At 45.5% G+C, this 26,238-nt stretch carries 21 protein-coding genes; 8 read left to right on the forward strand and 13 right to left on the reverse strand.

What is annotated here, in order from left to right; genetic code table 11:
* Positions 1-324 precede the first annotated feature (324 nt).
* From EXU57_RS04445 to EXU57_RS04465, 5 genes are all read right to left on the reverse strand, one after another.
* Positions 325-3,129, reverse strand: coding sequence for a M16 family metallopeptidase (locus EXU57_RS04445; RefSeq protein WP_207955395.1), 2,805 nt, complete (start codon positions 3,127-3,129; stop codon positions 325-327).
* 78 nt (positions 3,130-3,207) lie between these two features.
* Complete coding sequence (locus EXU57_RS04450; RefSeq protein ID WP_133266988.1) at positions 3,208-4,272, reverse strand: class I SAM-dependent methyltransferase; 1,065 nt, start codon at positions 4,270-4,272, stop codon at positions 3,208-3,210.
* A 383-nt stretch (positions 4,273-4,655) separates the two neighbouring features.
* Complete coding sequence (locus EXU57_RS04455; RefSeq protein WP_133266989.1) at positions 4,656-5,834, reverse strand: pyridoxal phosphate-dependent aminotransferase; 1,179 nt, start codon at positions 5,832-5,834, stop codon at positions 4,656-4,658.
* 29 nt (positions 5,835-5,863) lie between these two features.
* Entirely contained in the window at positions 5,864-6,952 is a 1,089-nt protein-coding gene (locus EXU57_RS04460; RefSeq protein ID WP_133266990.1) for an FAD-dependent monooxygenase, read from the reverse strand.
* Positions 6,953-7,628: 676 nt separating this feature from the next.
* Complete coding sequence (locus EXU57_RS04465) at positions 7,629-8,699, reverse strand: tryptophan 2,3-dioxygenase family protein (protein WP_133266991.1); 1,071 nt, start codon at positions 8,697-8,699, stop codon at positions 7,629-7,631.
* 184 nt (positions 8,700-8,883) lie between these two features.
* Here EXU57_RS04465 and EXU57_RS04470 point away from each other — a divergent pair, with 184 nt between their 5' ends.
* The 3 genes from EXU57_RS04470 to EXU57_RS04480 all read left to right on the forward strand — a co-directional run bounded on the left by EXU57_RS04470 (position 8,884) and on the right by EXU57_RS04480 (position 11,730).
* Complete coding sequence (locus EXU57_RS04470) at positions 8,884-10,257, forward strand: alpha-amylase family glycosyl hydrolase (protein WP_165958030.1); 1,374 nt, start codon at positions 8,884-8,886, stop codon at positions 10,255-10,257.
* A 216-nt stretch (positions 10,258-10,473) separates the two neighbouring features.
* Positions 10,474-11,169 carry a MotA/TolQ/ExbB proton channel family protein gene (locus EXU57_RS04475; protein ID WP_133266993.1) on the forward strand — a complete coding sequence of 232 codons (696 nt, stop codon included), beginning with the start codon at positions 10,474-10,476 and terminating at the stop codon, positions 11,167-11,169.
* A gap of 156 nt (positions 11,170-11,325) precedes the next feature.
* The gene (locus EXU57_RS04480; protein WP_133266994.1) at positions 11,326-11,730 is read left to right on the forward strand and encodes an ExbD/TolR family protein; all 405 of its coding nucleotides are present in this window, start codon (positions 11,326-11,328) and stop codon (positions 11,728-11,730) included.
* A gap of 77 nt (positions 11,731-11,807) precedes the next feature.
* Here EXU57_RS04480 and prmC read toward each other — a convergent pair whose 3' ends face one another.
* Positions 11,808-12,671: a peptide chain release factor N(5)-glutamine methyltransferase gene (prmC, locus tag EXU57_RS04485; RefSeq protein WP_133266995.1), complete on the reverse strand. Its 864-nt coding sequence runs from the start codon at positions 12,669-12,671 to the stop codon at positions 11,808-11,810.
* Positions 12,672-12,709: 38 nt separating this feature from the next.
* Between prmC and ribD the strand changes: the two genes are divergently transcribed.
* Together ribD and EXU57_RS04495 are read left to right on the forward strand one after the other, a co-directional pair.
* Entirely contained in the window at positions 12,710-13,762 is a 1,053-nt protein-coding gene (gene ribD / locus EXU57_RS04490) for a bifunctional diaminohydroxyphosphoribosylaminopyrimidine deaminase/5-amino-6-(5-phosphoribosylamino)uracil reductase RibD (protein ID WP_133266996.1), read from the forward strand.
* A complete protein-coding gene (locus tag EXU57_RS04495) occupies positions 13,759-14,370 on the forward strand; it encodes an IMPACT family protein (protein WP_133266997.1) in 612 nt (203 codons plus the stop codon). Before ribD ends, EXU57_RS04495 begins: the two co-directional genes overlap by 4 nt.
* A gap of 236 nt (positions 14,371-14,606) precedes the next feature.
* On the opposite strand, the gene EXU57_RS25855 is transcribed toward EXU57_RS04495, so the two are convergent.
* From EXU57_RS25855 to EXU57_RS04510, 3 genes are all read right to left on the reverse strand, one after another.
* Positions 14,607-14,789 carry a transposase gene (locus tag EXU57_RS25855; RefSeq protein ID WP_207955396.1) on the reverse strand — a complete coding sequence of 61 codons (183 nt, stop codon included), beginning with the start codon at positions 14,787-14,789 and terminating at the stop codon, positions 14,607-14,609.
* A gap of 1,416 nt (positions 14,790-16,205) precedes the next feature.
* Positions 16,206-17,093: a 3-hydroxyacyl-CoA dehydrogenase family protein gene (locus EXU57_RS04505; protein WP_133266998.1), complete on the reverse strand. Its 888-nt coding sequence runs from the start codon at positions 17,091-17,093 to the stop codon at positions 16,206-16,208.
* Positions 17,094-17,151: 58 nt separating this feature from the next.
* Positions 17,152-17,793, reverse strand: coding sequence for a carboxypeptidase-like regulatory domain-containing protein (locus EXU57_RS04510; protein ID WP_133266999.1), 642 nt, complete (start codon positions 17,791-17,793; stop codon positions 17,152-17,154).
* Positions 17,794-18,119: 326 nt separating this feature from the next.
* Between EXU57_RS04510 and EXU57_RS04515 the strand changes: the two genes are divergently transcribed.
* From EXU57_RS04515 to EXU57_RS04525, 3 genes are all read left to right on the forward strand, one after another.
* The gene (locus EXU57_RS04515) at positions 18,120-19,241 is read left to right on the forward strand and encodes an Mrp/NBP35 family ATP-binding protein (protein ID WP_133267000.1); all 1,122 of its coding nucleotides are present in this window, start codon (positions 18,120-18,122) and stop codon (positions 19,239-19,241) included.
* Between the two features lie 253 nt (positions 19,242-19,494).
* A complete protein-coding gene (locus EXU57_RS04520; RefSeq protein WP_133267001.1) occupies positions 19,495-21,492 on the forward strand; it encodes a DUF1800 domain-containing protein in 1,998 nt (665 codons plus the stop codon).
* Positions 21,493-21,630: 138 nt separating this feature from the next.
* The gene (locus EXU57_RS04525; RefSeq protein WP_133267002.1) at positions 21,631-22,887 is read left to right on the forward strand and encodes a DUF1501 domain-containing protein; all 1,257 of its coding nucleotides are present in this window, start codon (positions 21,631-21,633) and stop codon (positions 22,885-22,887) included.
* Positions 22,888-22,904: 17 nt separating this feature from the next.
* Here EXU57_RS04525 and EXU57_RS04530 read toward each other — a convergent pair whose 3' ends face one another.
* From EXU57_RS04530 to sufD, 4 genes are read right to left on the reverse strand one after another with little or no spacing between them, the layout of a single operon-like run.
* Positions 22,905-23,210: an iron-sulfur cluster assembly protein gene (locus EXU57_RS04530; protein WP_133267003.1), complete on the reverse strand. Its 306-nt coding sequence runs from the start codon at positions 23,208-23,210 to the stop codon at positions 22,905-22,907.
* 5 nt (positions 23,211-23,215) lie between these two features.
* Positions 23,216-23,641 carry a SufE family protein gene (locus EXU57_RS04535; RefSeq protein ID WP_133267004.1) on the reverse strand — a complete coding sequence of 142 codons (426 nt, stop codon included), beginning with the start codon at positions 23,639-23,641 and terminating at the stop codon, positions 23,216-23,218.
* A gap of 13 nt (positions 23,642-23,654) precedes the next feature.
* On the reverse strand, positions 23,655-24,911 hold the full coding sequence (locus EXU57_RS04540) for an aminotransferase class V-fold PLP-dependent enzyme (RefSeq protein WP_133267005.1): 1,257 nt from the start codon (positions 24,909-24,911) through the stop codon (positions 23,655-23,657).
* A gap of 3 nt (positions 24,912-24,914) precedes the next feature.
* Positions 24,915-26,231 (reverse strand): Fe-S cluster assembly protein SufD, encoded by a 1,317-nt coding sequence (sufD, locus tag EXU57_RS04545; protein WP_133267006.1) that lies wholly within the window; start codon positions 26,229-26,231, stop codon positions 24,915-24,917.
* Positions 26,232-26,238: the final 7 nt, after the last annotated feature.

A 26,238-nucleotide genomic window follows, 5' to 3' on the forward strand; every position in this document is an offset into this window, starting at 1 on the left:
TAACAAGCTAAAGCAAGAAGCAGCATGATAACAAATAGCAGTCCTGTCAAGCTCAAACAGCCGATGACTATTGGCAATCCTCTTGAGCTTTCGAGAGGAGTTGCATAGAAGTGCGACGCAACGATGCTTAAAAGCATCACTGATGTTGGGCCCAAAAAGAATAATGGTTTATTGCACAAAATTGTCTCCTGTGCAGGAAGTTTGGGCTATATGAGAAGAATAAATTGTTGGATTTACTCGTGTTTGTTGCCGCAGCAGGCATGGCTAAATTATATAAGAAAGGCTGCCTTCCCGGGCAGCCTTTTTCTTTGATCGGAAGTACAACTAAATTTCAGGCATTAATACAAGTTTAGCCATATTGTTTACGTTGAAGTACTTATTGGCTAGTTCTTTTGTCCTTTCCACGGTCATCTTTTTTACCAGTGCAGGATCTTCGAGTATGCCTTTTGGATCTTCGTTGAAATAATATTTTTGCTGAAGGTTGCTCAGCCAATAACTGTTCTCTTTTACTTCTGTTTCCATGGCACGGATGTCTTCAGCAAGAGTCTTGTCGACGTTTGCCTGTGGTGCGCCATTAGCCTGTAAAGTTTTTATTTCGTCCATCACCAGTGCAGAAAGTTTCTCGGCATTCTCCTTTGATGAGCCGAAGGATATGGTAATTGCATAGCTGTTTACCGGCTCACGATTAATCCCGCCCCGGACGTTTACGCCATAAACCCCACCCTGGTCTTCCCGAAGGACCTCTCTTAAGCGGATTGCCAGTATTTTAGTCAGCTGGTCAAGTTGGGTAGCCTCAAGATCGGAGTAGGTGGTGGTACCGGTGAATGTAAGCCGCACGGTACTTTTATTTTCCTGGCCCTTCTTGATCACCTTGTTTACTACCCCGGTTGGATACCTTATCCCTACATCTTTCCAGGTTTCCTTCGTACCGGTTGCAGGTAGTGAAGCAATATATTTCTCAACCAATGGCTTGATACTGTCTACGGCAAAATTGCCGACAAACGTAAAAATGAAATCACCTGCATTGCCGAAGCGCTCCTTGTAAACGTCGTACGACTTGTCGAGGTTAATCTGCTGTATTTGAGCAACATCCATAGGCTTTGTACGGGGATTATAAGAACTCATGATATAGCCGACGGAGTCGCTGAAAACAGAGGCCGGATCCTTGCCTTTGTTCATGAGCATAGCGGTCATTTGTTGCTGTGCTACCTTAAACATGCTGGTATCTTTACGTGGTTCCGTAAAATAACCGTGGATTAATTGAAAGCCGGTTTCCAGGTCCTTTGGTGTTGAACTTCCACTTAAACCTTCACTGTACAACCCGACGGAAGGAAATACCCGCACCTGCTTTCCGCTGAGTTCTTTTTGAAGACTCATAATATCATAGTTGCCTACACCTCCCAACATAGTGATGCTGCTGGCATTTGATGCAGAAAGATAATCCGCCTCCGGGTATAGGGAAGAACCACCCGGGCTGATTGCTGAAAATTGGACCTCATTGTTTTTGAAATCAGTTGGCTTTAATACCACTTTTGCGCCGTTTGAAAGCGTAAGCTCGGTAACGCCCAACTCAGGGATCTTAGTTTCGTTGGTTATTTTACCTGGTGTAATCGTTTTAGCCAGCAGTGCACCCTTAACTACTTTGTCTTCGTAAGCGGTAAGTTTACCAAAAGGCTTATTCAACAAAGCCAGCATTTGCTTCTGATTGATAAGGTTTGCTTTTTCAGTTTCCGGTGCCATCACGATCACGGCGCGGTCAAGCGGTTTCAGCCACTTTGTAATGAGGCTGTTTACTTCTGACAACTTTATAGTAGGTAAGAACTTTTTATAGAGTTCGTATTCGTAAGCAATACCCGTGATGGATTCTTTGTGCAGGAAGTTGCGGATTAACTCTTCAACAAGGGTAGCAGACTTGGTTTTATCACGTTCGTTGTACGCGTTCTCCATTGAAGACATGGCATTACTCTTTGCGCGCTCCAGTTCACCCTCTGTAAAACCATTCTGTCGAACACGCTCATTTTCGATCAGTAGTGCTTCGGTAGCTTTAGGAACAGATTTGCCGTCTTTTGCAACAGCTATCAGGGTAAGAGCATCTTTGTCGCCCAGTAACTTGCTGTAGCTGCTGTTTCCAAAAAGAAAAGGTGCATCCGGCTTTTGGGATATTTCCTGTAACCGCTCGGTCATGATCTGGTTGAAGATATCGCGAACCAGCATACCGCGGTATTCGAGTTCAGTCTGCGCTTCAGGAAGTGCCGGCTGCTTATAGAAGATCTGGACAACATTATACGGCTGTTCAGGGTCGGTAACGATAACCGTATTTACTTCTTTGTTTGCCGGAATGCCGAACTTTTTACGTGGAGGTGCATTGGTGGGTTTTGGTATGCCTGCAAAGTGTTGTTTGATTAAGTTCTCAACCTCATCAACGTTAACGTCGCCTACAACAATCACAGCCTGCAGATCGGGTCGGTACCAGGTTTTGTAAAAATCTTTCAACGTCTGGTATTTAAATGTTTCCAGGTTCTTTTTAGTACCAATTGGTAAGCGATTGGCATATTGTGAACCTTTAAGCAACACAGGAAAATACTTTGCCCGCATACGCTCCTGCGCTCCCTGGCCCAATCGCCATTCTTCGATTACAACACCTCTTTCTTTATCAATCTCATCTTCTTCCATGGTTACATTGTGCGCCCAGTCTTCCAGAATTTGGAAGCCTTTTTTAAACACCATTGGGCTGTCGGTGGGCAGCTGGAGCATGTATACCGTTTCGTCGAAAGATGTGTAGGCATTGAGGTCTGCGCCGAATTGAACACCACTTTTCTCAAGGAAGTCAACCAATTCCGACTTCTTAAAGTTTTTGGTTCCATTAAACGCCATGTGTTCGGTAAAGTGGGCAAGACCGAGCTGCTGCTCGTTTTCCAGGATGGACCCTGCATTTACCACCAGCCGTAATTCTGCGCGGTTTTTTGGCTCCTGGTTTTTTCGGATATAATAAGTTAATCCATTGGCAAGTTTACCAATTCGTAGATCCGGCGAAACAGGCAGCTTTTTATTGGTTGGGGTCTGTGCAATAGGAGAACCCATCGCTAACGATAAGGTCAATGCAAACAGAATCCTCACAGTCCACTTCATAATTCAGATTTTTTTGTGATTGCGAAGTACGTTATTTGTATGTACAGTTGCAGAAGCTTGTATAAAATTTAAGTTCTTTTATACACGAGCGGAAGCAGGCTTTTGGGCAGTAATGGCCGCATAACCGGGAATGGTCAGGAAGGTAGATTTGGAAGGTTTTATGAACCCCGCCTGGCGTTGCCATTGCTTAATGTCGTTGAGTCTCCACGCGCCCGAAGTGCTGCTCAGTGCAAAAAAGAAGTTTGCCAGGCTGCCGAGCAGGTCGCTATTTAATTTAGCTTGCTCCCTTCGGATGATCTCAATGATACAAAAATAGCCACCAGGTTTTAGTGCCCGGAATGCTTTTTCCGCAACCAGCATGTTTTCTTCTTCGGTCAGGTGATGGGCAACGCTTGCCAACAGTACAAGGTCGTATTGGTCTGCTCCGATATCAAATTCCAAAATATTTCCCGGTTGAAATCTTACCCTTTGTTTCAGTTCGTGATCCTGGAACAGGGGTTCAGATACGGCCACCGCCTCTGGAAGGTCAAGCACAACAGCGGAGAGATTGGGATTTTTCTTGCATAACTCTGCTGAATATCGACCATGTGATCCACCAATATCAAGCATTTTGGTTGCATTTAATGGTAGTGGAATTTTCCGTACAGCTTCTTTAGCTGTTGCAGCCGCCGATACTGCCATTGCCTTCTGGTAATAATACCACTCTTCCCCGTTAAATGTTTGATGGTATTGAAGCCCTTTACCGGACTGCAGAAAAGGTCCTACCTCGTCCATCCATTTGAAGCAAACCCGGTTATCAAACATCAGGAGCCAGTACATGGAGTGCCGGCTATCTTTTAGAAGCCACTTTTTTGATGCGGGTGTAAGGGAGAACCTTTCCCCGGCTTGCCTGACCAAACCCATCGAGGCCAGAACAATAACAAGGCTTTCAAGCGCTTTTTCATGGAGGTTGGTAGCTATCGCCAATTCGCGAAGGCTTTGTTTCTCCTTTGACATGGCTTCGAAAACCCCTTTGTCTGCCGCCTCCAAAACAACCTTGCTCATGATAAATCCGAAGTGAGAGTAGCCGAGTGGTAAAGGAACCATCCCGGCTTTTATGGCGATCCATTCTAGAACATTCTGGGCAACGGGTTTAAAGTGCATTATTCGGGAGGTGGCGTTTTACCCTTACAAACAGGATGTGCTTACCCGCAATGCGTTTACAAAACCAATGCCGTGAGGAGAAATGAATAAACTCGCACGTGTCTGGCCGGAGTTGGCCTGTCGGGCACACTTAACTTATACCACGCTTGGTGAAGCTTAAGCATGCGCAGAAGCGGACATCATGTTTTCGGACTCGTGCTTGAAGCCAGCCAGCTTGCCGCAGTCAAACGGCGAAGAGCCTCATCCACTGCGGACGCCAACCGAAAAAACGCGATTATCGTTGTAAACGCGATGTGCTTGTTGTTTAGCAGGAGCAGCTGTTATTTTGCCATCCTGAACGATCCTGGTAGGCAATCCCGCTTATGTCTCCAAAAGTCAGCGTTTTACAACTTTTTAAAAGCAGCTTCCATTCTGTCGAGGGCTCGTTCTAATATACTCTGCGAAGTAGAGAAACATAACCGGATATGCCCCGTGGCACCCGGGCCAAACCATTTGGCCGCGCCAGGCACAACGGCCACCCGGGCTTCATTTAACAGGTAATCGGTAATTTCTTCAGCGGTTCTGCCGGTTTGGGAAATGTCGGGAAAGATAATATAACAGCCTTGTGGCGCAGTGCAGTTTACATTTTTCATTGCATTTAGCCGCTCTGCAGTATAGTCTCTCATCTTGGTAAGGTGCTCTACAAAACGATCCACCCAATACCAACACTTCTCGTAAGCCGCCTGGGCTGCAATTTGCGAAACTGTTGAAACACCGGTTATGGTGGTTCGAACCAGCGAGGCCAGCACAAGGCCTTCGTGAACAGCAGCATTCGGAGACACGATATAGCCAACCCTTAATCCGGCTAGTCCAAACGACTTGCTGAAACCATAAACCGTTATTGTACGTGCAGCTATTTGGGGTGAAATGGTTGCAATGCTGATATACTCATGCGGAGCATATACGATGTCGCTCCAGATTTCATCACTCAGGATCATCAGGTTATTGGACACAGCAAAATCGCCCAGCCCCTGTAGTTCTGCGCGGGTAAAAACTTTACCAATTGGATTGTGCGGGTTGCAAAGGCATAACAATCGTGTTTTTTCGGTGACCAGGCTGGCGAGTAAATCCATGTTGAGGGTGCCGGTCTGGGCATCTATTGAAAAGAGTACAGCTTTTCCTCCGGCAGCTTCCACGGTTGTTTTAAATAGAAAGTCAACCGGGTCAAAAACAATGGCCTCATCACCAGGACGAAGCACGTAGGAAGCGGCAACCATCATTCCCTGTGCAGCACTATCAACCGGTAAAACCAGTTCCGGGGTAGTTATGAAGTTTCGTTTTAAGGCTAATGTTTCGGCAATCACTTTTTTAAAGGAAGGCAGTCCTTCAACGGGGCCATATGAAAATACGCGCTCGTTGATGTAGTCGTTCATCGCAGCTGCAATCTCTGGTGCACTTTGAAAGTCGGGGTCGGCAGCAGTTAGTGGGATCACGTCGGCAGGAAGGGTTGCCCACCTAAGATTAAAAGCCCTTTGTTGAAGGGCTTTCATGTTGATATGCTCATTATTAAATTCAAGAGACATCTGGCTGATGGTGTTTTTAGATGATGAATCTATTTTGCTAAGGGGATTGGAGCTTCTTCATCCACAAACAGGTGTGGTTGGAGGAAGCGATCCGACAGCATCCGGCCAAAGTCAAGGTAATGTTCGAGTGTGTCTTTCCGTGCATAGTAAAACTCGGTAAACACTTCCCCGAAGTCTTTCTTCTGTCCTTCAAGCAGGTTAGCTAAAATGATTGCATCTTCAAGGGCACTGTTTGTTCCCTGGCTGGTAAATGGTAATGCAAGATGTGCTGCATCGCCAATCAATACGATATTCTTTTGGTGGAAAGCGGGCAAAAGATCCATGTCTTTTGTCGACCACAGGAATGCTTTATTAAAGTTCGTATTATTTAAAACATAGTCGATGGGATGAGGCCATTTGCGTAACAGTGAAAAGGCAAAATCTTTCTTGCTTTTTGCGCTAAGGTCTTTCATATCCCATTTGGTACAATCGTATTGCATGTACCAGATCACTTGTTCATCGTTGCAGGGAAGCAGGCCAAATGACAAACCATCTGACTCGCTCTGGGTTTTAATAAGGTCGCCTTTAAGCAATTCGGAAATTTCAGGCAAGTCAGCAATGCAAACCAATTCTTTTACCGTTGTTTGCGACAAGCGATATTCAGGAAATAACGAACGCCTGATCATTGAATTTGCACCATCGGCAGCAATAAATATGTCGCCTTCTTGCTGAACACCATTTTTATAAACCACAGCAGTAGCCTTACCGCGATCATCATATATAAAGTGGGAGAAGTCATTGCCAAAACAAACGCTTTCTTCCGGAAGAAGGTCACACAAGGCTTTTATACAATCATATCGCTGAATGGCGATAGAGTAGTTCAACGTTTCTTTCTTGTATATCTCGCCGAATTCGTTTTGTAAAATTGCCCTTTTTACGTATTTGCCGGTTTTGCGTATTGCAGTACCTGCACCCAGGTGATCAAGAGCAAGTACCCCGTTGGGCAGCAGGATAAAACCGAGGCCGATTTCAGTATAGTGTGTTGCCCTTTCATTTACGACAACATCCCAACCTATTTTACGTAGACTTATAGCGGTAGCCAGTCCGGCTATTCCGCCCCCGATGATGATGGCTTTCATAGAACTATTGTTTTGGATTAATGATTTTTCTGGATAGGAAATTGGATACTGAAGGATTGGATCTTAGGGTCATTGTTTTCAGGGAGGTTTAGGATTATATTATTGCTTTCATATAATTTGAATTTGTTTGTAAAAAATCGATAATTAAAGGTATGTCCGTCTGTTATGCACATATCGTTCGTTAAGACTTACGAATGCCCTAATCAGACACTATAAAAAATCACCATATCAACACAATAATTCCGATTCAACAGAATGCATCAAAGTATCTACCTAACAAATACCATTACGCTATATAAAATCAACATCATTTGCTGCAGGTCTGCCCTTAAGGCAAACACACCGCGCTTTGTTTCAACCTAAGACGCTTCTGATCACCAAATGGTGACAACAATAGTAATTCATTCGAAACAGGGTCCTCAACCCCCCTGGAACTTGCAACGCGCATAGTAATACATGTTGTTCACCATTTCTCATAAACAATCGCTCCCCTTTGCTCGACAGTTAATACAGGCCTGCGGCTGGAGCAAGCTGATAATCTTGAAATTTTTGTTAGCAAAAAAAACACCAGAATCGTAGCGCCGGTCAAATGTTTCGGTGCCAGATCAAAATATAGAAAACACTCGCGATCAGGTGGTTGAAAAGTTTAAAGTAAACGATGTCCTGTTGTCCTGGACTATGTTGTAAAACTAAGGTGTTGCACCAGCGGGGATGGTAAGATGGGCAAATGCTTTCTGGGGATCATAAAGGTAGACAGGCTGGAGAGGTCTTTGAAGATATAATGTTTACTTAGGGCACCCTGCAGGTAGCCGGAGCCCGATGTATTTCCGGTACCTACCCGCAAGCCAATCATCCGGCTAACCATTGCGATATGTTTATGTCGCCACGTGCTGAGCAGCAGGTCGATCTCAACTAGCGAGTCTAATATCTGGAAGGATGTCTGGAATACCGGGAAGTCGCGGTACAACATAATGAAAAGCGCTGCCCGCATTGCTGCTGGCGATAGTGCAGCGCGCAGCTTTTCCTGATCCATTTTCTCAAGCGGGCCGGTTTGCTCGAAAAAGACATAATCAAAATGATTGATTTTGCCAGCTTCACGTTCACTTAAACTTGCTTTATAAAGGTCCCTGTATTCGGTCCAGAATGGCAGATTTGCATTTCTATCACGAACATGATCTCCCCAATAAACTGGATTGAAAAAAGGCATTCTCTCCAGCCATCGGTTAATTAACATGAGTATGCTCTCCTCTTTTTCAATTTCGGTTATAATGATATAGTCGGCTTCGGAAAAGCCACCTTCGTTGGTGCGCTTGTAGTATTCCTGGTTATGACGCATCTCGAGCTTCAGTCCAAGCCTTGCTTCGATTAACCTGAACTGCAAGCTCTGGAACCCCGACGAAGGGGTAAGCAGGTTTCTGAATTCAAGAAAGTCCAGCGGGGTCATGGTGTCAAGTACGCTGATCTGGTTATTGAGCAATTCAATAATCCGCATCACGCGCTGCAGCCGGTGCCGCACAAGATTTAGGTCTTCCGAATTATCGTTAATGTGTGCTTTCCTGAACACGTTTGTTACAAACTCAAGTTCAAACAAGATCTGTTTAAACCATAACTCATAAGCCTGGTGAATGATGATAAACAGCATTTCATCATGTGCCGGTGTATTCGGAGCTTCAAAGCTTTTCGGATGCTGGCTGCTGAGTACTTTATCAAGTCCCAGGTAGGTGCCATAATAAAGTGCCGGGTCCATATTGGTTGTTTGTACAAATATCCCCAATTGTTTCAGTATGACGCAAGCCGGACAATGCTTAAAAAATGGGAACAGCAAGACTATTTACCCAAACGTGCCAGTTGTAATAAGCTTGTCTTTGATAGGGTGGAACAAGCTGTTTTCCATTATATTTATACTGTTCTCCCACCAACAAATCTCTGCTATGAAAAGATGTCTTTATTGGTTACTCGGTATTATTATAATTACAACATCCGCTTGTCAAAATACAACAACCACAGGCGAACAGGGTACCGCTGCGCATCCAACGGGCGACTCGGGCCTGAAGCATCCTGAATGGATTTTGCAGGGAAACATTTACGAAGTAAACGTTCGACAGTATACCACGGAAGGTACATTTAAAGCGTTCCAGGCTAATCTCGACCGCCTGAAGGAAATGGGTGTACAAACGTTGTGGTTTATGCCCATCAACCCCATCAGCATAAAAGACCGAAAAGGCACACTGGGCAGTTATTATGCCGTTAGCAACTATACCCAGGTAAACCCCGAGTTTGGCGATATGAACGATTGGAAGGCGCTGGTAAAGGCTGCTCATGACAAAGGGTTTAAGGTGATCATCGACTGGGTAGCAAACCACACCGGAGCTGATCATGTTTGGCTCACCAGTCATCCGGATTTCTATGTTAAAGACAGTTCCGGAAATGCAAAAATTGCTTTTGATTGGTCAGACACACGGCAACTTGATCACAGCAATACCGCTATGGGCGACTCCATGATTGAAGCAATGCGATACTGGATAACGGAAAGCGATATCGATGGCTTCAGGTGTGATGTTGCCGGAACCGTGCCCACAACATTCTGGAAAAGATGCATCGGTTCACTTCAAAAACAGAAACCCTTGTTTATGCTTGCAGAAGGCGACACAGTGGCTTTACACCATGCAGGGTTCAATGCCACCTATCCATGGAATATGTTTCAGATGATGAAAAAGATTGCTAAGGGTGAGCGACCCGCGTTTGCAATCGATAGCATCAGGATGCAAACCGACAGCATATACCCTGCTGATGCTATAAGGATGTATTTCACCAGTAACCACGACGAAAACAGCTGGAATGGTGCCGACTACGAAACAATGCCCGGAGCAGTACATGCTCCCTTTGCAGTTTATACCCAAACCGCAGGCAGAAGCGTGCCGCTTATTTACAGCGGACAGGAAGAGCCGGTACTTCGCAAGGTTGAGTTTTTTGAACGGGATCCTTTACGCATGGGCAAATTTAAAAGGGCGCAATTTTACAAAACCCTACTGTCGTTAAGAGCGCGCAACCCTGCTCTGGCTGCGAACAGTAAATTTTCAAAGGTTGTTGTTGGAAACGAAAGGGCCCTGTATGCTTTTGTTCGTGAGCATGGGACTAACAGGGTGCTGGTTATTCTGAACTTATCTGCCAGTGAGCAAACAATCACCGTAAAAGATAAGGGACTCTATGCTACCCCAATGAACTTGTTTCTCGGGAATAAGGAGCCCGTAAGTGACAAACCCTTTAACATTGAACCGTGGGGCTATATTATCTATGAATACTAACGTTGCCTGTTTTATCAGCTTTGCTTCAGGCGGTTTTTGTTTCTCATCCTCACTTCTTACCAGTGCTAGTTTAATGATTACTTTAACACTTAACCACATAATTGGGTCTACCTTGGGCACGTTGTTTTCAGGGCAGCTGTGCACAAAAGAACATACGTGCACTTACTTGTCCACTAGTTCATGAATTAGTTTTGCATATTAAATACAAACATTAGAATGAGTTGGATTTTCCTCCAGGTAGATACACAAAGGCTTGCAGATAGTACACGCGTTGCGGCCATCGAGCCGGCTGATCAGATTTCCCTTTGGGCTTTGCTAGATAAAGGTGGTTGGATCATGTATCCATTATACCTTCTACTCGTTTTAGCGATTTTTGTGTTCTTTGAACGGTTAATCGCGATCAGGAAAGCAAGTAAAATTGAGCCCAATTTCATGAGCATGATCCGCGACAACATCATGACCGGAAATGTAGCAGCAGCCCGGACCCTTGCTAAAAACACCGACAATCCTGTTGCTCGAATGATTGAAAAAGGCATACGGCGTTTAGGCAAGCCCATCGATGCAATCGAAAAAAGCATGGAGAATATTGGCAAGCTCGAGATGTATAAAATGGAACGTAACCTGAACATACTTTCTCTTGTAGCTGGTATCGCACCAATGTTTGGTTTTCTTGGTACCATCATCGGTATGGTGCAGTTGTTTTATGGTATCGCAAGCACGGGGGAGTATACACTCAACACCATTGCCGGTGGTATCTATACAAAAATGATCACCTCAGCTACAGGTCTGATTATTGGATTGATTGCTTACGTGGGTCATAACTTTCTTACAACGCAGATCGATAAAACTGCAAACAAAATGGAAGCAGCCAGTGCGGAGTTTATCGATGTACTGCAGGAGCCTACAAGGTAGTTTTTGGGACCAGGCATTTGTTCAATGTGGAACATCGTTGCGTCGCATTACTTTCATCGGCAAACCCCTGTTCAACACCAGCCTTTGCCAAAATCAGGATCACTGGATAATTAAGGTGGCTAACCAAAACAGCTGATTAGCTCTACAACAACAACAATGAATATACGCAGCAGATTACGACATCATCCTGAGGTGCATACCGGCGCCTTAAACGATATATTGTTTATTCTTCTTTTGTTCTTTCTGATTGTGTCAACACTCGCAAATCCGAACGTTATCAAAGTTTCGAATCCAAAGGCAAAGAGCGACACAAAATCTAAACAAACCGTTGTTGTAACGGTCGATAAGGACCAGGCACTTTACCTTGGTCAAAAAAAGATGGGCATAGATCAATTGGAGACAGAGCTTAAAGTGTTTCTTGCAAAGGAAACTGAAAAGCCATCAGTGGTCATCAATGGAGATAGCACCGCTCACCTTGGTACCGCCATTAAGGTTATGCAGATCATCAAAAAACTTGGCGCTACTCCTGTAATGGCCGTAGATAATAGTAGCGGCCGGTAATAAGGTTAGCGAAATAAAAAAATACGTTTCAGCAATGAATGCTGTACCTGAACAGCTAACAAATACCACAGTTTTGGTTAAGCTTTAATCGCTTTAACCATCCTGTCCTTACCCTGCAGATCCTTCTTTACCTGCACATTTACATAACCATTGTTCTTGAAAAGAGCCTGCACCTCCTCTCCGAAATGTTCATTGATTTCCATGTAAACAGCGCCTTCCTTCTCAAGATGACTTTTGCCAAACTCAGCAATGGCCTGGTAGAAGATGAGTGCATCGTTATCGGGTACAAATAGGGCCCTATGTGGCTCATGATCCAGCACGTTTGCTGCCATAGATGCTGCTTCTTGTTCCCTGATATACGGTGGATTGCTTACGATGATTTTAAAGGTTCCTAACTTTTCCCGTGCTGATTGCTCAAGAAAGTTCAATTGCAGCAAGTCAATATTGGCGTTGTATTCAGTTGCATTTCTCTGTGCAACTTCGAGGGCGTTGGGCGAAACATCCAGCGCCGTCACCTGCACCAGTTTAAGTCTTTTCTTTAGTGCGATAGCAATACATCCGCTGCCTGTACCAATGTCCAGTAGAGTTATATTGGCCAGGTTGGGATGCCGTTCAAGGTCTGTGCAGATCCAACTGACCAGTTCTTCTGTTTCCGGCCGCGGAATGAGTACCTGGTCATTCACATACAACTTCATGTCGGCAAACCACGCTTCACCCAAAACATATTGAACAGGCACTCCTGAAATCAGTTTGGCTTCAACTGCTTCAAGTTCATCCTCCTGCTTTTGGCTTACCGGTAAATCCTTGTACATAATCCGGTCAATCTTGCGCTGTCCGGTAACATGCTCAATTACCAGGTCGCAAATATTTGCGGCCTCCCGGTTGTCGTATACATCGTAAAGTGCTGCCAGCAGCCGCCTGTACGCAGTGTGGATGGTCATGCTGCAATGCTACTGCTTTTTTAAGTTACTTTGCTTTGATGGATCACCATGAGTTGTATATGTTCCGGTGTATTGAGCTTGCAAAATTGGGAGCCGGGGCAGTTGCACCAAACCCGATGGTTGGCGCCGTGCTGGTCCACGAGGGCCGGATAATAGGAGAGGGCTTTCACCAGGGCTACGGCCAGCCCCACGCCGAGGTAAACTGCATAAACAGTGTTCGGAGCGAAGACAAACACCTGTTACCATTTTCCACCATTTATGTGTCGCTTGAGCCTTGTGCACATTTTGGTAAAACACCACCTTGTGCCGACCTGCTCATCCGTGAACAAATTCCGGAGGTCGTCGTAGGTTGTCGCGATCCGTTTGACGCAGTTAACGGTAAAGGCATCGAGAAGCTCAGGTCTGCCGGTCGAAGTGTTATGGTAGGGATTTTAGAACAGGAGTGCACAAGGCTAAACAAACGTTTTTTCACCTTTCACACCAAACATCGACCCTACATTGTGCTTAAATGGGCACAAAGCCGAAATCTGAATATTGCCAGTCACGATCGGTCGCGGGTCTTCATTACCAACGAGGTCTCTAACCGGTTGGTCCACTGCTGGCGAACAGAAGAAGCTGCTATCATGGTGGGTACGAATACTGCCCTCGCCGATGATCCACACCTGAATACCCGTAAGTGGCCGGGTATTGCGCCTACCCGGCTGATCCTTGATTTGCATCTGCGCTTGCCGGATCATTTAAACATCTTCGATCGTAAACAACCCACGATAATTCTCAACCGAACAAGGCATCAACAACTGGGCAACCTGACCTATCATAAGCTGGATGGCGAAGGAACAGTAGTTCAACAGGTGCTCGCAGCTTGTGTCGCACATAACATTCAAAGCTTATTTATCGAAGGCGGGGCATCGCTCTTGCAGTCTTTCATAGACGAGCAAAGCTGGGATGAAGCCAGGGTACTTACCAATACGGCTCTGCATATTGAAGAAGGTCTTTCAGCACCGCGTTTGCGGGACTTTCGCGCGGGTGATACCAAACGATTCCTTTCAGATGAGCTGCATACTTATTACCCAAACAACTATTCGTATTGAAAGAAAAGTTCTACTACTACACCATTGAAAAACCATCTGTCGCAGAGTTTAAAGACCGGGGCAGCAAGTTTATTGCCTATGCCTTTCCGCTATCGGATACCGACATTTTCAAAAAGCATTTGCAGGCACTTAAGAAGGAGCACCCCAAAGCAGTTCATTTTTGTTTTGCGTACCGTATCGGCACAGACGGCAATAATTTTCGAACAAGCGATGATGGCGAGCCCGCCGGTTCCGCAGGCAAGCCGATCCTGGGGCAAATAGACAGTAAGGAACTTTCTGATGTGTTGGTGATCGTCGTGCGGTATTTTGGTGGAACCTTGCTGGGTGTACCAGGCTTAATCAATGCGTACAAAACAACAACTGCCCTTGCGTTACAGCTTACACCTAACATTCAAAAACCGGTCACCGAAAACTATAATTTGTCATTCGATTATACCCGGTTAAATGATGTGATGCTCGTGCTAAAAAAATTGAAGTGTACCGTGCTTAAAAGCGAGGTGCAATTGTTCTGCAACATGCAGGTCGCCATGCCAAAAGAAAACGCCGGCCAGGTCATCGACAAACTCCACGATCTACAAAATATTGAGGTGACTAAGATGGAAGGGTGAGTATTCTAAGCGGCTTAGTATACTTATAGTTTTACAAACGCCTGGTTGCTGATGAACCTTACTACTCATTGTCACTATAATAAGTACTTTTCGTCGAATTCAATTTCATGTTCCTTTAAAGAGCCTAGAAACTCTTCTCTGTACGTCATGGTTTTATGGTGCTGTTCCTGGTTTTTAACGTATGCTATAATCGCTCCTTTCTCTTTGATCGAATAAGTGAATGCGCCGTACCCATCCTACCAGCCGGGAAAGTTCTGGAATAGCCGGTTCTCCTTCATGTGCGTGGTGGTAGCTGTCTTAACATCTTCAACCAACGTTGCGAGGGCAACTGTCGGGTGTAGATGGGTCGCAATATGAATGTGATCTTCTACTGCGTTAACCCGGTATAGGTGACAATTGTGCCGGTGATGATTCCCCAAATGTAACGGAACAAATCGGGTCGTTCAGGAGCATGCAGCACAGGCATTCTCTCTTTTGTACTGAATACAATCTGATATAAGATTTGAGTATAAGTGCTCATCTATAACATATTGAGGTGCTCATCAATTAATATACTATTAGTTTTTCAGAATGGTAACGCTGTAAAAAATGTTGAACCACAAAGTTGTTTGTCATTTTTAAAACAACTCTCACCGGTTATTCAACCCCTTCAGGGTTGTACAACAATGTTCTATTTTGTTCTCCGGGTTACACCCTTTCCTCCGGGTTACACCCGGAGCTATTCAAATTTTACCCCTTCAGGGTAAGGACCATTTACTGGATCAATGTTTTACCTCCCGGCTTAAACAAAGCATATGCCCTTAAGTAGGGAGGTTAATTGCCCCACTATTTTCTATCACAAACGTGAAGGCGGAAACTGTTAACAGCCCTAATCAAATTCTGGAACCCCAATAGTGTGTTATCCTCAACCCTGAAGGGGTTGAACTTTAATAGCCCTAGATGTTATGCAGGGCATTGAAACGATGGTTCATTATGCAACTGGGAAGGGGTTGAACTTAAAATAGGTCCGCATGCAATCCGGGGTATTGAAATGATGGTTCGTTATCCAACCCTAAAGTGGTTGAACTTTAATAGCCGCGGATGCAACCCCGGATAATAAATCGATGGTTCATTAAACAACTGGGAAGGGGTTGAACCTTAATAGCCCCGAATGTTATCTGGGAAATTGAAACAACGGTTTGGAATCCAACCCTGAATGGGTTGAACTTAAATAGCCGCGGATGCAACCCCGGATAATAAATCGATGGTTCATTAAACAACTGGGAAGGGGTTGAACCTTAATAGCCCCGAATGTTATCTGGGAAATTGAAACAACGGTTCGGAATCCAACCCGGAGTGGGTTGAACTTAAATAGCCCGGGATGCAATCCGGGACATAAAACGATGTTTCGTTATCCAACTGGGTAGGGGTTGAACTGTAATAGCCGCGGATGCAATCCAGGATCTTAAAACGACGGTTCCTCATCCAACTGGGAATGGGTTGAACTTAGATTGCTCCCGATGCAATCCGGGGTATTGAAACGGTGGTTCATCAACCAACCCTGGAGGGGTTGAACTTTAATAGCCGCGGATGCAATCCGGGGTTTTATATTGATGTTTCATAATCCAACCCTGGAGGGGTTGAACTTTAATAGCCGCGGATGCAATCCGGGGTATTGAAACGATAGGTCAGTATCCAACTGGGAAGAGGTCAAACTTCAATAGCCGCGGATGCAATCCGGGGTATTATTACATCATTGAATAGTCCATTCCTATTCTCTGGATTGCTGCCCTTAAAATCAGACAAATCCATAATTGATCCACCTGATGGCGCAACCAACCCTTTAATTCAGATGATTATCTAAACCGTTCACTCACCACGAGGTCCTTGCTTCCTGCCGTATACTTGTAAAATCCTTCGCCGGTTTTTACGCCTTTAAACCCCGCATTTACCATGTTAACCAATAGTGGACACGGTGCATAGCGGGGATTTCCAAAGCCTTGTTGCAGTACCTGAAGAATGCTCAGGCAAACATCAAGACCGATGAAATCTGCCAACTGGAGTGGGCCCATAGGGTGAGCCATTCCCAACTTAAAAATGGTATCAATATCTTCGACGCCGGCAACACCTTCGTATAACGAGAAAATCGCCTCATTGATCATGGGCATCAGGATCCGGTTTGCAATAAAGCCCGGGTAATCGTTTACCACGCAAGGTACTTTGCCAAGGGCGCGGCTTAGTTCTACGATCGTGGCGGTCGTGTTTGCATCCGTTGAGTAGCCGTTGATTACTTCAACAAGCTTCATAACCGGGACCGGGTTCATAAAGTGCATGCCAATGACCTTTTCGGGGCGGCTGGTACATGCTGCAATGGTGGTAATGGAAATGGAAGATGTATTGCTTGCAAGGATAGAAGCTGCAGGCGCCGCTTCGTTGACTTGCCGGAAGATCTCCTTTTTGAGATCGAGGTTTTCGGTTGCCGCTTCCACTACCAGGTCGGCGTGTGCTACGCCTTCGGCAATGGTTTGCCGCGTAACTATATTGCTGAGTGTTCGGGTTTTTTGTTCTTCATTAAGACTGCCTTTTGCCACCTGGCGGTCGAGGTTGTTGCCGATGGTTTTAATCGCCTTATCAAGCTGTGAACCGGATACATCGATGAGCGTAACCTTAAATTCGTGTTGCGCAAAAACATGCGCAATGCCATTGCCCATTGTGCCGGCGCCGATGACAGCAATATTTTTCATAAGCCTTCAATTGATAACAACGAAGGTAAACGTGTGAGAGAGATTGTGAGGGAGAAGTTTACTTTTTGCTCTTGAAGTCACCGCGTTTCCAGGCCTTGATAAACTCAGACCAGGCAAATGGATTCAATACATTCATCGGAGGAGCCTGACCTGCGTAGTAATACCGGTTTGCGTTCTGGCGAAATTGAAAATTGGTTGCTTCACGCCCGTCGGACGGTAAGGTACTCATGAGCACACGCCGTTTTGCCTCGTCTGTATTCTGGCGTGCAATTTCGTATTTGTCATCGGGGATGCGGGTATTTACAAAGTCCCGCTCAAATTGGGCACGGGAGGGTCGCGGGCGTATGATTGTTGCAGGGAGGTAAGCCGTATCGGTAACCATTAGCTGTACAATGCTGTATTGGTTACTCTCCAGTTTGGTAGGTATTTGTACCTGCTTTGGTTTAAATCCAACAGAAGTAAATTCGATGATATCGCCCTTAAGTACAACAATAGAAAATACCCCCTGTTCATTGGTCATGGTCCCCCGGTTCGTGCCGGTTACCACAACGCTCACGGAAGGAAGCCCTTGCAAGCTGTCCGCAGTCATCACCACACCATAAAGTTGAACAACGCTGTCCTGCACACTTTCAAATTGTGCAAACAACTTCATCGGTAAGAAAAACAGGAAAAGGAAGCTATATCGTAAAAATCTTTGCATGTAAAAATACTTGGGTTTACTTTCCAATCGCTTGATCACGGTGAGCAATATACTGACTGTCTAGTTTTCAAACGGCGATCATAAGTTAAGCATTCAATCATATTTCACCCCAATAATACGTCAAACCCGGGCATCGTAAAGTCAATTCACATATCTATACCATCGCCTAAACAGAATGTTAAGTACAACCGAAAACACTCATTGCCACTATTAGCAATGTACCCCATGCTTTTTATAACAACTTGTAACAAAACGGTGCAAACAAAGTAAGGAAGTCAATGGTTAACTTTGCGGGACGATAAACTCTTTTAACAAAAACTTTTGGGATGACGAAAGAAGACATATTAAAGGCTCTTGGTAATGTACAGGAGCCTGACCTTGGGAAGGATCTCGTGACGCTGAACATGGTACAGGACATTGTAATTGAAGGCAATTATGTTTCATTTACAGTGGTGCTTACCACCCCTGCCTGCCCGCTGAAGGACATGATCCAAAATGCGTGTGTAAATGCCGTAAAGATCCTTGTAAATAAAGATGCGGTTGTAAAGGTGAATTTCACCTCTAATACTACAACCAAACGGAAGGACGACGAAGCCCTTTTACCAAACGTAAAGAATATTATAGCGGTGGTAAGTGGTAAGGGTGGGGTTGGTAAAAGTACGGTTGCGGCAAATCTTGCACTTGCATTGGCAACCGGCGGTGCAAAGGTGGGTCTCATGGACGCAGATATTTATGGACCCAGCGTACCCATCATGTTTGGGGTACGTGGAGAGCGACCCATGATGAAAGAGGTTGATGGAAAAGGCAAAATTGTACCGCTGGAGAAATTTGGTATCAAGCTGTTGAGTATCGGGTTACTTGTTGACGAAAAAAGTGCTGTTGTCTGGCGGGGACCGATGGCAAGTAGTGCTATCCGCCAGTTTGTTACGGATGTTCTCTGGGAAGAGTTGGATTACCTTGTAATAGATATGCCTCCGGGAACCGGTGATATTCACCTTACACTGGTGCAAACTGTTCCGGTAACAGGAGTTGTAGTGGTTACTACTCCACAGGATGTTGCCCTTGCCGATGCAAAGAAGGCCATTGCAATGTTTGGTCAGGCCCAGATAAAAGTGCCGATCATCGGGTTGATTGAAAATATGAGTTGGTTTACCCCGGCCGAGCTTCCGGAAAACAGGTATTATATTTTTGGGAAAGAAGGCGGTAAGCGCCTTGCAGAAGAGTATGATATTCCTTTCCTTGGTCAGATCCCCCTGGTACAGAGTATCCGCGAAGGTGGGGACGCCGGCACTCCGATTATGATGAGTGATGATATGGTATCCAAAAAAGCCTTCTTCGATTTTGCCGGTGCTGCAGTTCGGAGCATCTCTATGCGAAATGCAAATATGAACGCCGCCGAAGTGGCTGAGGTAGTGGAAGAAGTTGAACTTGCACACCGGATACTGTAATGATAGGATATGTTTTGTGCTCCCTATACCGGTCTTGCTTCATAAGGGATAACCGATCGGACAACATGATTTGAATGATAAGGCTACGAACCAGTTACCTGGTTGCGTAGCCTTTTTTGTAAGCCCGGATTTCAGCGCGTTCGAACTCCGGGAAATCTTTTTGTACCTGTTAAACCATGTTGAACGTTATAGGTCTGAAATGAAGAGGTTGGTAGTACGGTAAGTTTCCGCAAAAAGGCTTAAATCTCCGATTATGAAAAAAAACCTGGCTGTCCCGGTTTCACTTACACTTGCAATCATCATAACCTGTTTATGTTCCTTTTTCGCAGCCCCTGATGTAAAAGGACCTGGTCGATTTCCCTACAAACAAGCCGGATTAACAGAACGCCAGGCAGCGGCGCACCTTATCAACCGCTTTACTTTTGGTGCAAAACCGGGCGACATAGATGCCGTTGTAAATATTGGCCTGGAGAAATGGTTTGAACAACAGCTCAAGGGTGGATTGGCCGACGACTCTTTGCAGCAGTTGCTTTCTGCGTACTCCTGGCTGACAATGTCAAACGCAGAAATTGTGAATACTTACCCGCGACCCGGTAAAGTAGTCAGAGCAGCCGTAAAAGAAGGTCTTATCTCCAAAGACTCTGTAAATAAAACGGATAAAAAGGAATACCGGGAACAACTCCGCCTAATGATGGAGCAAAATAGTCAGCGACCACAACAGGAGTTGTTTAGGCAACTGATCAGTCAAAAAATTATGCGGGCGGCCGTTACCAACAATCAATTACATGAAGTACTCACCGATTTTTGGTTCAATCACTTTAATGTTTCCATCACAAAAAACGATTGTGCAGCATATATACCCGCCTACGAAAGAGATGTGATCCGGCCGAATGTAGTTGGCGAATTCCGCGAGCTGGTTTTGAAAACCGCCAAGTCACCGGCCATGTTGTTGTACCTCGATAATTTTAGCAGCGCCGGAAACAATGCCGGCATAAACAATCCTGGTAAAGCAATGGTTGGTAAACGGCTTCTTGCACAGCGAGCCGCGCAGCAAAACGATACTGCTCTCGCTGGTAAATTCGCCAGGAAGTTGCAGCAGGCAAAGAAGGCACAAGGTTTAAATGAAAACTACGCGAGGGAGGTAATGGAACTCCATACCCTTGGCGTGGACGGCGGTTATACCCAACAGGATGTTACCCAGGCAGCACGGGTTTTGACCGGATGGACCATTTACCCGTCTGAGGATTATGGATCTGTTAACGCCATTCGCAGAATGATTGAAAGAATAGGGGAAGACAAATTAGCCAGGGGAGGTTTTGTTCACGAAGGCGATTTTCTTTTTGCAATGAACCGGCACGATAACGGCGAAAAAATTGTGCTTGGCAGAAAGTTCCCGGAGGGCGGTGGTTATGAAGAAGGGGTACAGCTGCTGCAAATGCTTGCTGACCATCCTTCAACAGCTAAATTCATCAGCAGGAAACTTGCTATAAAGTTTGTAAATGATAATCCACCCCAGGCGCTTGTAGAACGAATGGCAAAGACCTTTATAGAAAAGAAGGGTAAAATCAGCGAGGTTTTGCTAACAATGGTGGCAAGCCCCGAATTCTGGAGCAAGCAGTCGCTCAGGGAAAAAACAAAGTCCCCGTTTGAGTTGGCCATGAGTTCAGTGCGCAGTTTAAATGCAAGCATAAGTCAGCCTTACCAATTGTACACCTGGATCAATAAGATGGGTCAAAAGATGTATTACTACCAGGCGCCAACCGGTTTCCCTGATAAAGGGCAGTATTGGATAAACACCGGTGCATTGTTGAACCGGATGAATTTCGGACTTGCACTGGCTGCACAAAAAATCCAGGGCGTAAAGGTTGACCTCCTTGCGCTCAACAATAATCATGAGCCTGAAAGTGCCAACTCGGCGCTCGCTGTTTACAGCAAAATGATGCTGCCCGAGCGAGATCTGGGTGAAACCATCAAGCGATTAACTCCCCTTCTAAACGATCCCATGTTAGACTCAAAGATTGAACAGGCCGCGGAAAAAACTGCGCCCATTAAGGATGCGGCAGCAGGAACGGGGATGAGCACAGCCGACCAACTTTCTCAAGATGACGCCATGTTGGTTAGTTCAAAACAAGCTGGAAAGAAAGGCAGACAACAGACCAGGTATACCAGTGATATGGCGGCGACAAAATATCCTATGTTGGGCCAGGTGGTGGGGATCATCATTGGTTCGCCTGAATTTCAACGCCGCTAATAGGAGATGGGTAGATAGAGCATCCGATTACAACGGTCTACCCGGAGCCGAAGTACGCCAAAACTCTTAACCTTTCTAAAGTTCAGCGTTACCCTTTTTAGTTCCATTTGCGGAGCGACAATCATTAAAGACTTAATCATGACATCAAGAAGAGCATTTTTAAAATCGGGTGGGGTAGCTTTATTCGGGATTGGTATTGGTGGGGTTCCTTCGTTTATGGCAAAGGCTGCTGCACTCAATCAATCTGTGGCTCCTTACAAAAAGAAGAAGATACTGGTATGTGTTTTCCAGCGTGGTGCAATGGATGGACTTATGGCAGTAACGCCTTTTACCGATAACTACTTGAAGGCTGCCCGCCCAACCCTGTTCATGGAAGCTGGCTCAGGAAAGCCGCTGACCGACCTCGATGGGCGATTTGGTCTGCATCCTGCTATGAAGTCTTTTGAGCCCTTTTTTACCGATAAGCGCCTGGCGATTGTACATGGTATTGGTTCCCCCAATACCACCCGGTCGCATTTTGATGCGCAGGACTATATGGAGTCGGGAACGCCGTTTAGCAAAGGAACTCCGAGCGGTTGGTTAAACAGGGCAGTGGGATTATTGGGTCATGATGCCAGCCCGTTCAGGGCGGTAAGCCTTACGAACTCAATGCCGAGATCTTTCTATGGCGATCACCCTTCGGTTTCAATCACCAATCTCCAGGATTTTGCCATACAAATGCGCGGGAACCCGGCAGGCGCGAACGTTGCCGCTAAAAGCTTTGAGGACCTTTATGATAAAACAACAACGGGTTTATTAAAGGAAACCGGCAAGGAGAGCTTCGACGCACTTAGAATGCTTCAAAAGGCAAACCTAAGTAGCTACAAGCCGGCATTAAATGCTGTGTACCCGGTGTGTCCGCTGGGGAATGCCCTCAAGCAAATTGCACAATTGATTAAGATGGATGTGGGTCTTGAAGTAGCCTTTGCTGAATCTGGTGGTTGGGATACCCATTTCAACCAGGGCAGGGAGCAAGGGGTGTTCGCCCGGAATGCAGCCGATCTTAGTAATAGTATAACCGCTTTTTATAACGATATGGGTCCGCTACAGGAGGATGTTACCATCATGAGTATGACGGAGTTCGGACGAACGGTAAGGCAAAATGGGACTGGCGGAACCGACCATGGCCGGGCCTCCTGTAATTTCATCCTGGGTAATGATGTAAATGGTGGGTTGGTGCATGGGCAAATTCAACCCCTTGCTACAGAAAATCTCGAAGACGGTCGCGATCTTGCTGTTACAACTGACTTCAGAACGGTGTTTCGCGAAGTCGCATGCCGGCACCTTAACATCCAGGATAAAGGAACGCTGTTTCCTTCGTATTCAGGGGCTCCAATAGGGGTTATGCGTTCATAGATGGAGTCTTTTAAGCCTTACAAAAAACCACATTCGAGACGGGCTTCTTCGCTCATCATTTCCTTGTTCCAGGGTGGATCAAAGGTGAGTGTAACGTGCACTTCTTTTACTCCTTCAATTGCTTCTACTTTCTGCTGAACTTCCTGGATGATCTCACCGGCAACCGGGCAGGCCGGAGCCGTAAGGGTCATGGTGATCCAGACCGTGCCCTGGTTGATTTTCAGTTCGTATACAAGTCCGAGTTCCCAGATGTTAACGGGTATTTCCGGATCGTGAACGGTTTGTAAAGCTTCTTCTATCTTGTCTTTAAGTGAGTCTGACATAAGGATTACTGCAGGGCTTTTGACGAAAAAGCGATAGCATACATTTTAATTTGTTTGAGCATCGAAAACAGGCCATTTGAGCGGGTAGAGGAGAGGTGACTTCTGAGTCCAATCTGGTCGATGAAGTACAGCTCTGCTTCAGAAATCTCTTTGGGGGTATGACCAGACAATACCTGCACCACCATGCTAACCAATCCTTTTGTGATCAGCGCATCGCTGTCGGCGGTGAAAGTGAGTTTGCCGTCGTTGTATTCGGCATGCAGCCATACTTTCGATTGGCAACCTTTAATCAGGTTTTCAGGTGTTTTGTATTGCTCTTCAATTAACGGCAGGTTTTTACCAAGCTGAATGATGTATTCATACTTTTCCATCCAGTCTTCAAATAACCCAAAATCTTCTACTATCTCGTCCTGTTTCTCGTTAATGGTCATAATTAGTCCTTTTTCATCCCAGCAGCACAGCCGCTTTCTTTACACCCTTCACCAACTTGTCAATTTCTTCTTCGGTATTGTAAAAAGCAAACGAAGCGCGAACGGTGCCGGGAATTTTGAAGATGTTCATCAGGGGTTCTGTACAATGGTGACCGGTACGAACAGCTATTCCTTGTTTGTCAAGAAGTTCGCCGACATCAAAGGGATGGGTATCACCCACCAGGAATGAAATCGAGGCTGCACGTTCTGCCGCTTCCCCAATAAAACGCAATTCGTCAATTTCCTGAAGCTGACCAAGCGCGTAGGTAATCAGTTGTTGTTCCCGTTCGCGTATAAAGTCGAGACCTATAGAATTGATGTAGTTGATTGCAACTTCAAGCCCGATCACTTCGGCCACGTTTGGTGTTCCGGCCTCGAACTTAAATGGAAGCACGTTATAGGTGCTTTTTTCGAAAGAAACGGTTTTAATCATTTCGCCACCACCCTGGTAGGGCGGCATTTCGTTCAACAGGCTTTCTTTGCCATAAAGCACCCCTACACCGGTAGGACCATACATCTTGTGACCCGAAAAAGCCAGGAAGTCCACATCAAGAAACTGCACATCTATTCCAACGTGTTGGATCGCCTGTGCGGCATCTAGCATTACGGGAATGTTTCTCGCGTGGGCTTTCTCGATGATTTCCTTAACCGGGTTTACCGTACCAAGGGTATTGGAAACAAAGCTTACTGCAACCAGCTTGACGGTTTCGTCCAGCAGTGCATCAAATGCTTCCATCTTAAGTTCACCTTTCTCGTTGATGGGGATCACCTTTAAGCTAGCGCCGCGGTCTTCGCACATCAACTGCCAGGGTATGATATTCGAATGATGCTCCAGTTCGGAGATCATGATCGTGTCGCCGGGTTTTACATATCGCTTTCCAAAAGAGCTTGCCACCAGGTTGATTGCCTCCGTGGTACCCTTTGTAAATATGATTTCGTGTTCGTGCTTTGCATTTATGTACTCCTGAACCCTTCTCCGGGCAACTTCAAAGGCGTCGGTAGCCTTTTGGCTAAGGTAATGGACCCCACGATGAATATTACTGTTGTAAATTTTATAATAATCATCCATCGCCTTCAAAACAACATTGGGCTTTTGGGTGGTAGCCGCATTGTCGAGGTATACGAGGGGATGCCCGTAAACCGTTGTTTGAAGGATCGGAAAATCAGCCCTGATCTGGTCAATACCACGGTGGGCCTTTTTTGTGGTGAGTGTATCGTTGTCGTTGAACATCTATTAATTTTTATTGCCCGGTATGTGCAATGCAATAAGGTGATTGATGTACTGCTCCAACTCAGGGATCTTGATCTTTTCGGTAACATCAAATGCAAAGGCGTTCACTAGCAACGCCCGGGCTGCTTCTTCGCCTATACCTCTTGATTGCAGGTAGAACATGGCTTCTTTACTCAATTGACCGACAGTAGCACCATGACTGCATTTAACATCGTCGGCAAATATTTCAAGCTGTGGCTTGGTGTTTATCGTGGCATTGTTGCTCAGCAACAGGTTATTATTTTGCTGGAAAGCGTTGGTTTTCTGCGCCTCAGGATTTACGAAAACTTTTCCGTTGAATACCCCGGTAGCCTTATCCAATAGAACACCTTTATAAATTTCGTTGCTGTTGCAATGCGGAAACTTGTGGTGAATAAGAGAATGGTTGTCGATGAGCTGCTGGTCCTCGCCAAGATAAAGCCCGTACAAATGGGTTTCGGTTTGCTCCGCATTAAGCGCCACATTCAGGTTATTCCTGATAAGATCCGCCTTAGGCATACAAAAGGTGTAATTACTGTATACGCTATGGCGCTTTTGTTTTACATCGGTCTGGTTAACCAATCGCACCCCGGTTTTCGCCGTTTGCAATACATAGTGGTTAAATGAGGCATTTTCCTCCACTATAACTTCCGTAAGACTATTTACAAAAATTTTGGCCAGGCTATTTTCTGATACGATCGTTTCAATTACGTTTAACTCAGCGCCCTGGTGAACCACAAACAAGTGGCGGGGTTGAATAAACACATTGGTAGCCGACGTAAATGCATGAACAATGTGAAGGGGTTTGTCGATAGCAGCGTTGGCAGATATCTCGATAAACAAGCCGTTCGAAAAAAGGGCAGTATTCAATGCAGCAAAATGGCCGCTGGCAACCGTGCTGTTCCCAGCAAAGTGCTGGCGGACATCATCCTGTATAACCGCTTCGCTGATTGGAATTATTTTGATAAAACCAGGAAAGTTGTTGTTGTGTGGCTGTAGTTTTCCATTTACCAGCACAAGCTGGTAAGCGTCAAGAGAGGGAACAATGGCCTCGGAAATGAGCTCAGCTGAAGCTGTTAGCTCTTTTGCTATTCCGTTGATATGATATTGTTCCTGCAGGAATGAAGATATGGTGGTGTATTTCCAGTCTTCGTCTCTCCGGGTTGGAAAGCCCGATTTCTTAAAGTTCTCAAAACCTGCTCTCCTTATTTTTTGCAGCGTATCATCGGTTGCATTTTCATCTGAATGACTGAAACCCTCAAGCAGTTCAGTATATAGTGGTATCGTAATTTGTTTGGTCATTGCAGTT

Source organism: Segetibacter sp. 3557_3, assembly GCF_004354985.1.
Taxonomy (GTDB): Bacteria; Bacteroidota; Bacteroidia; order Chitinophagales; family Chitinophagaceae; genus Segetibacter.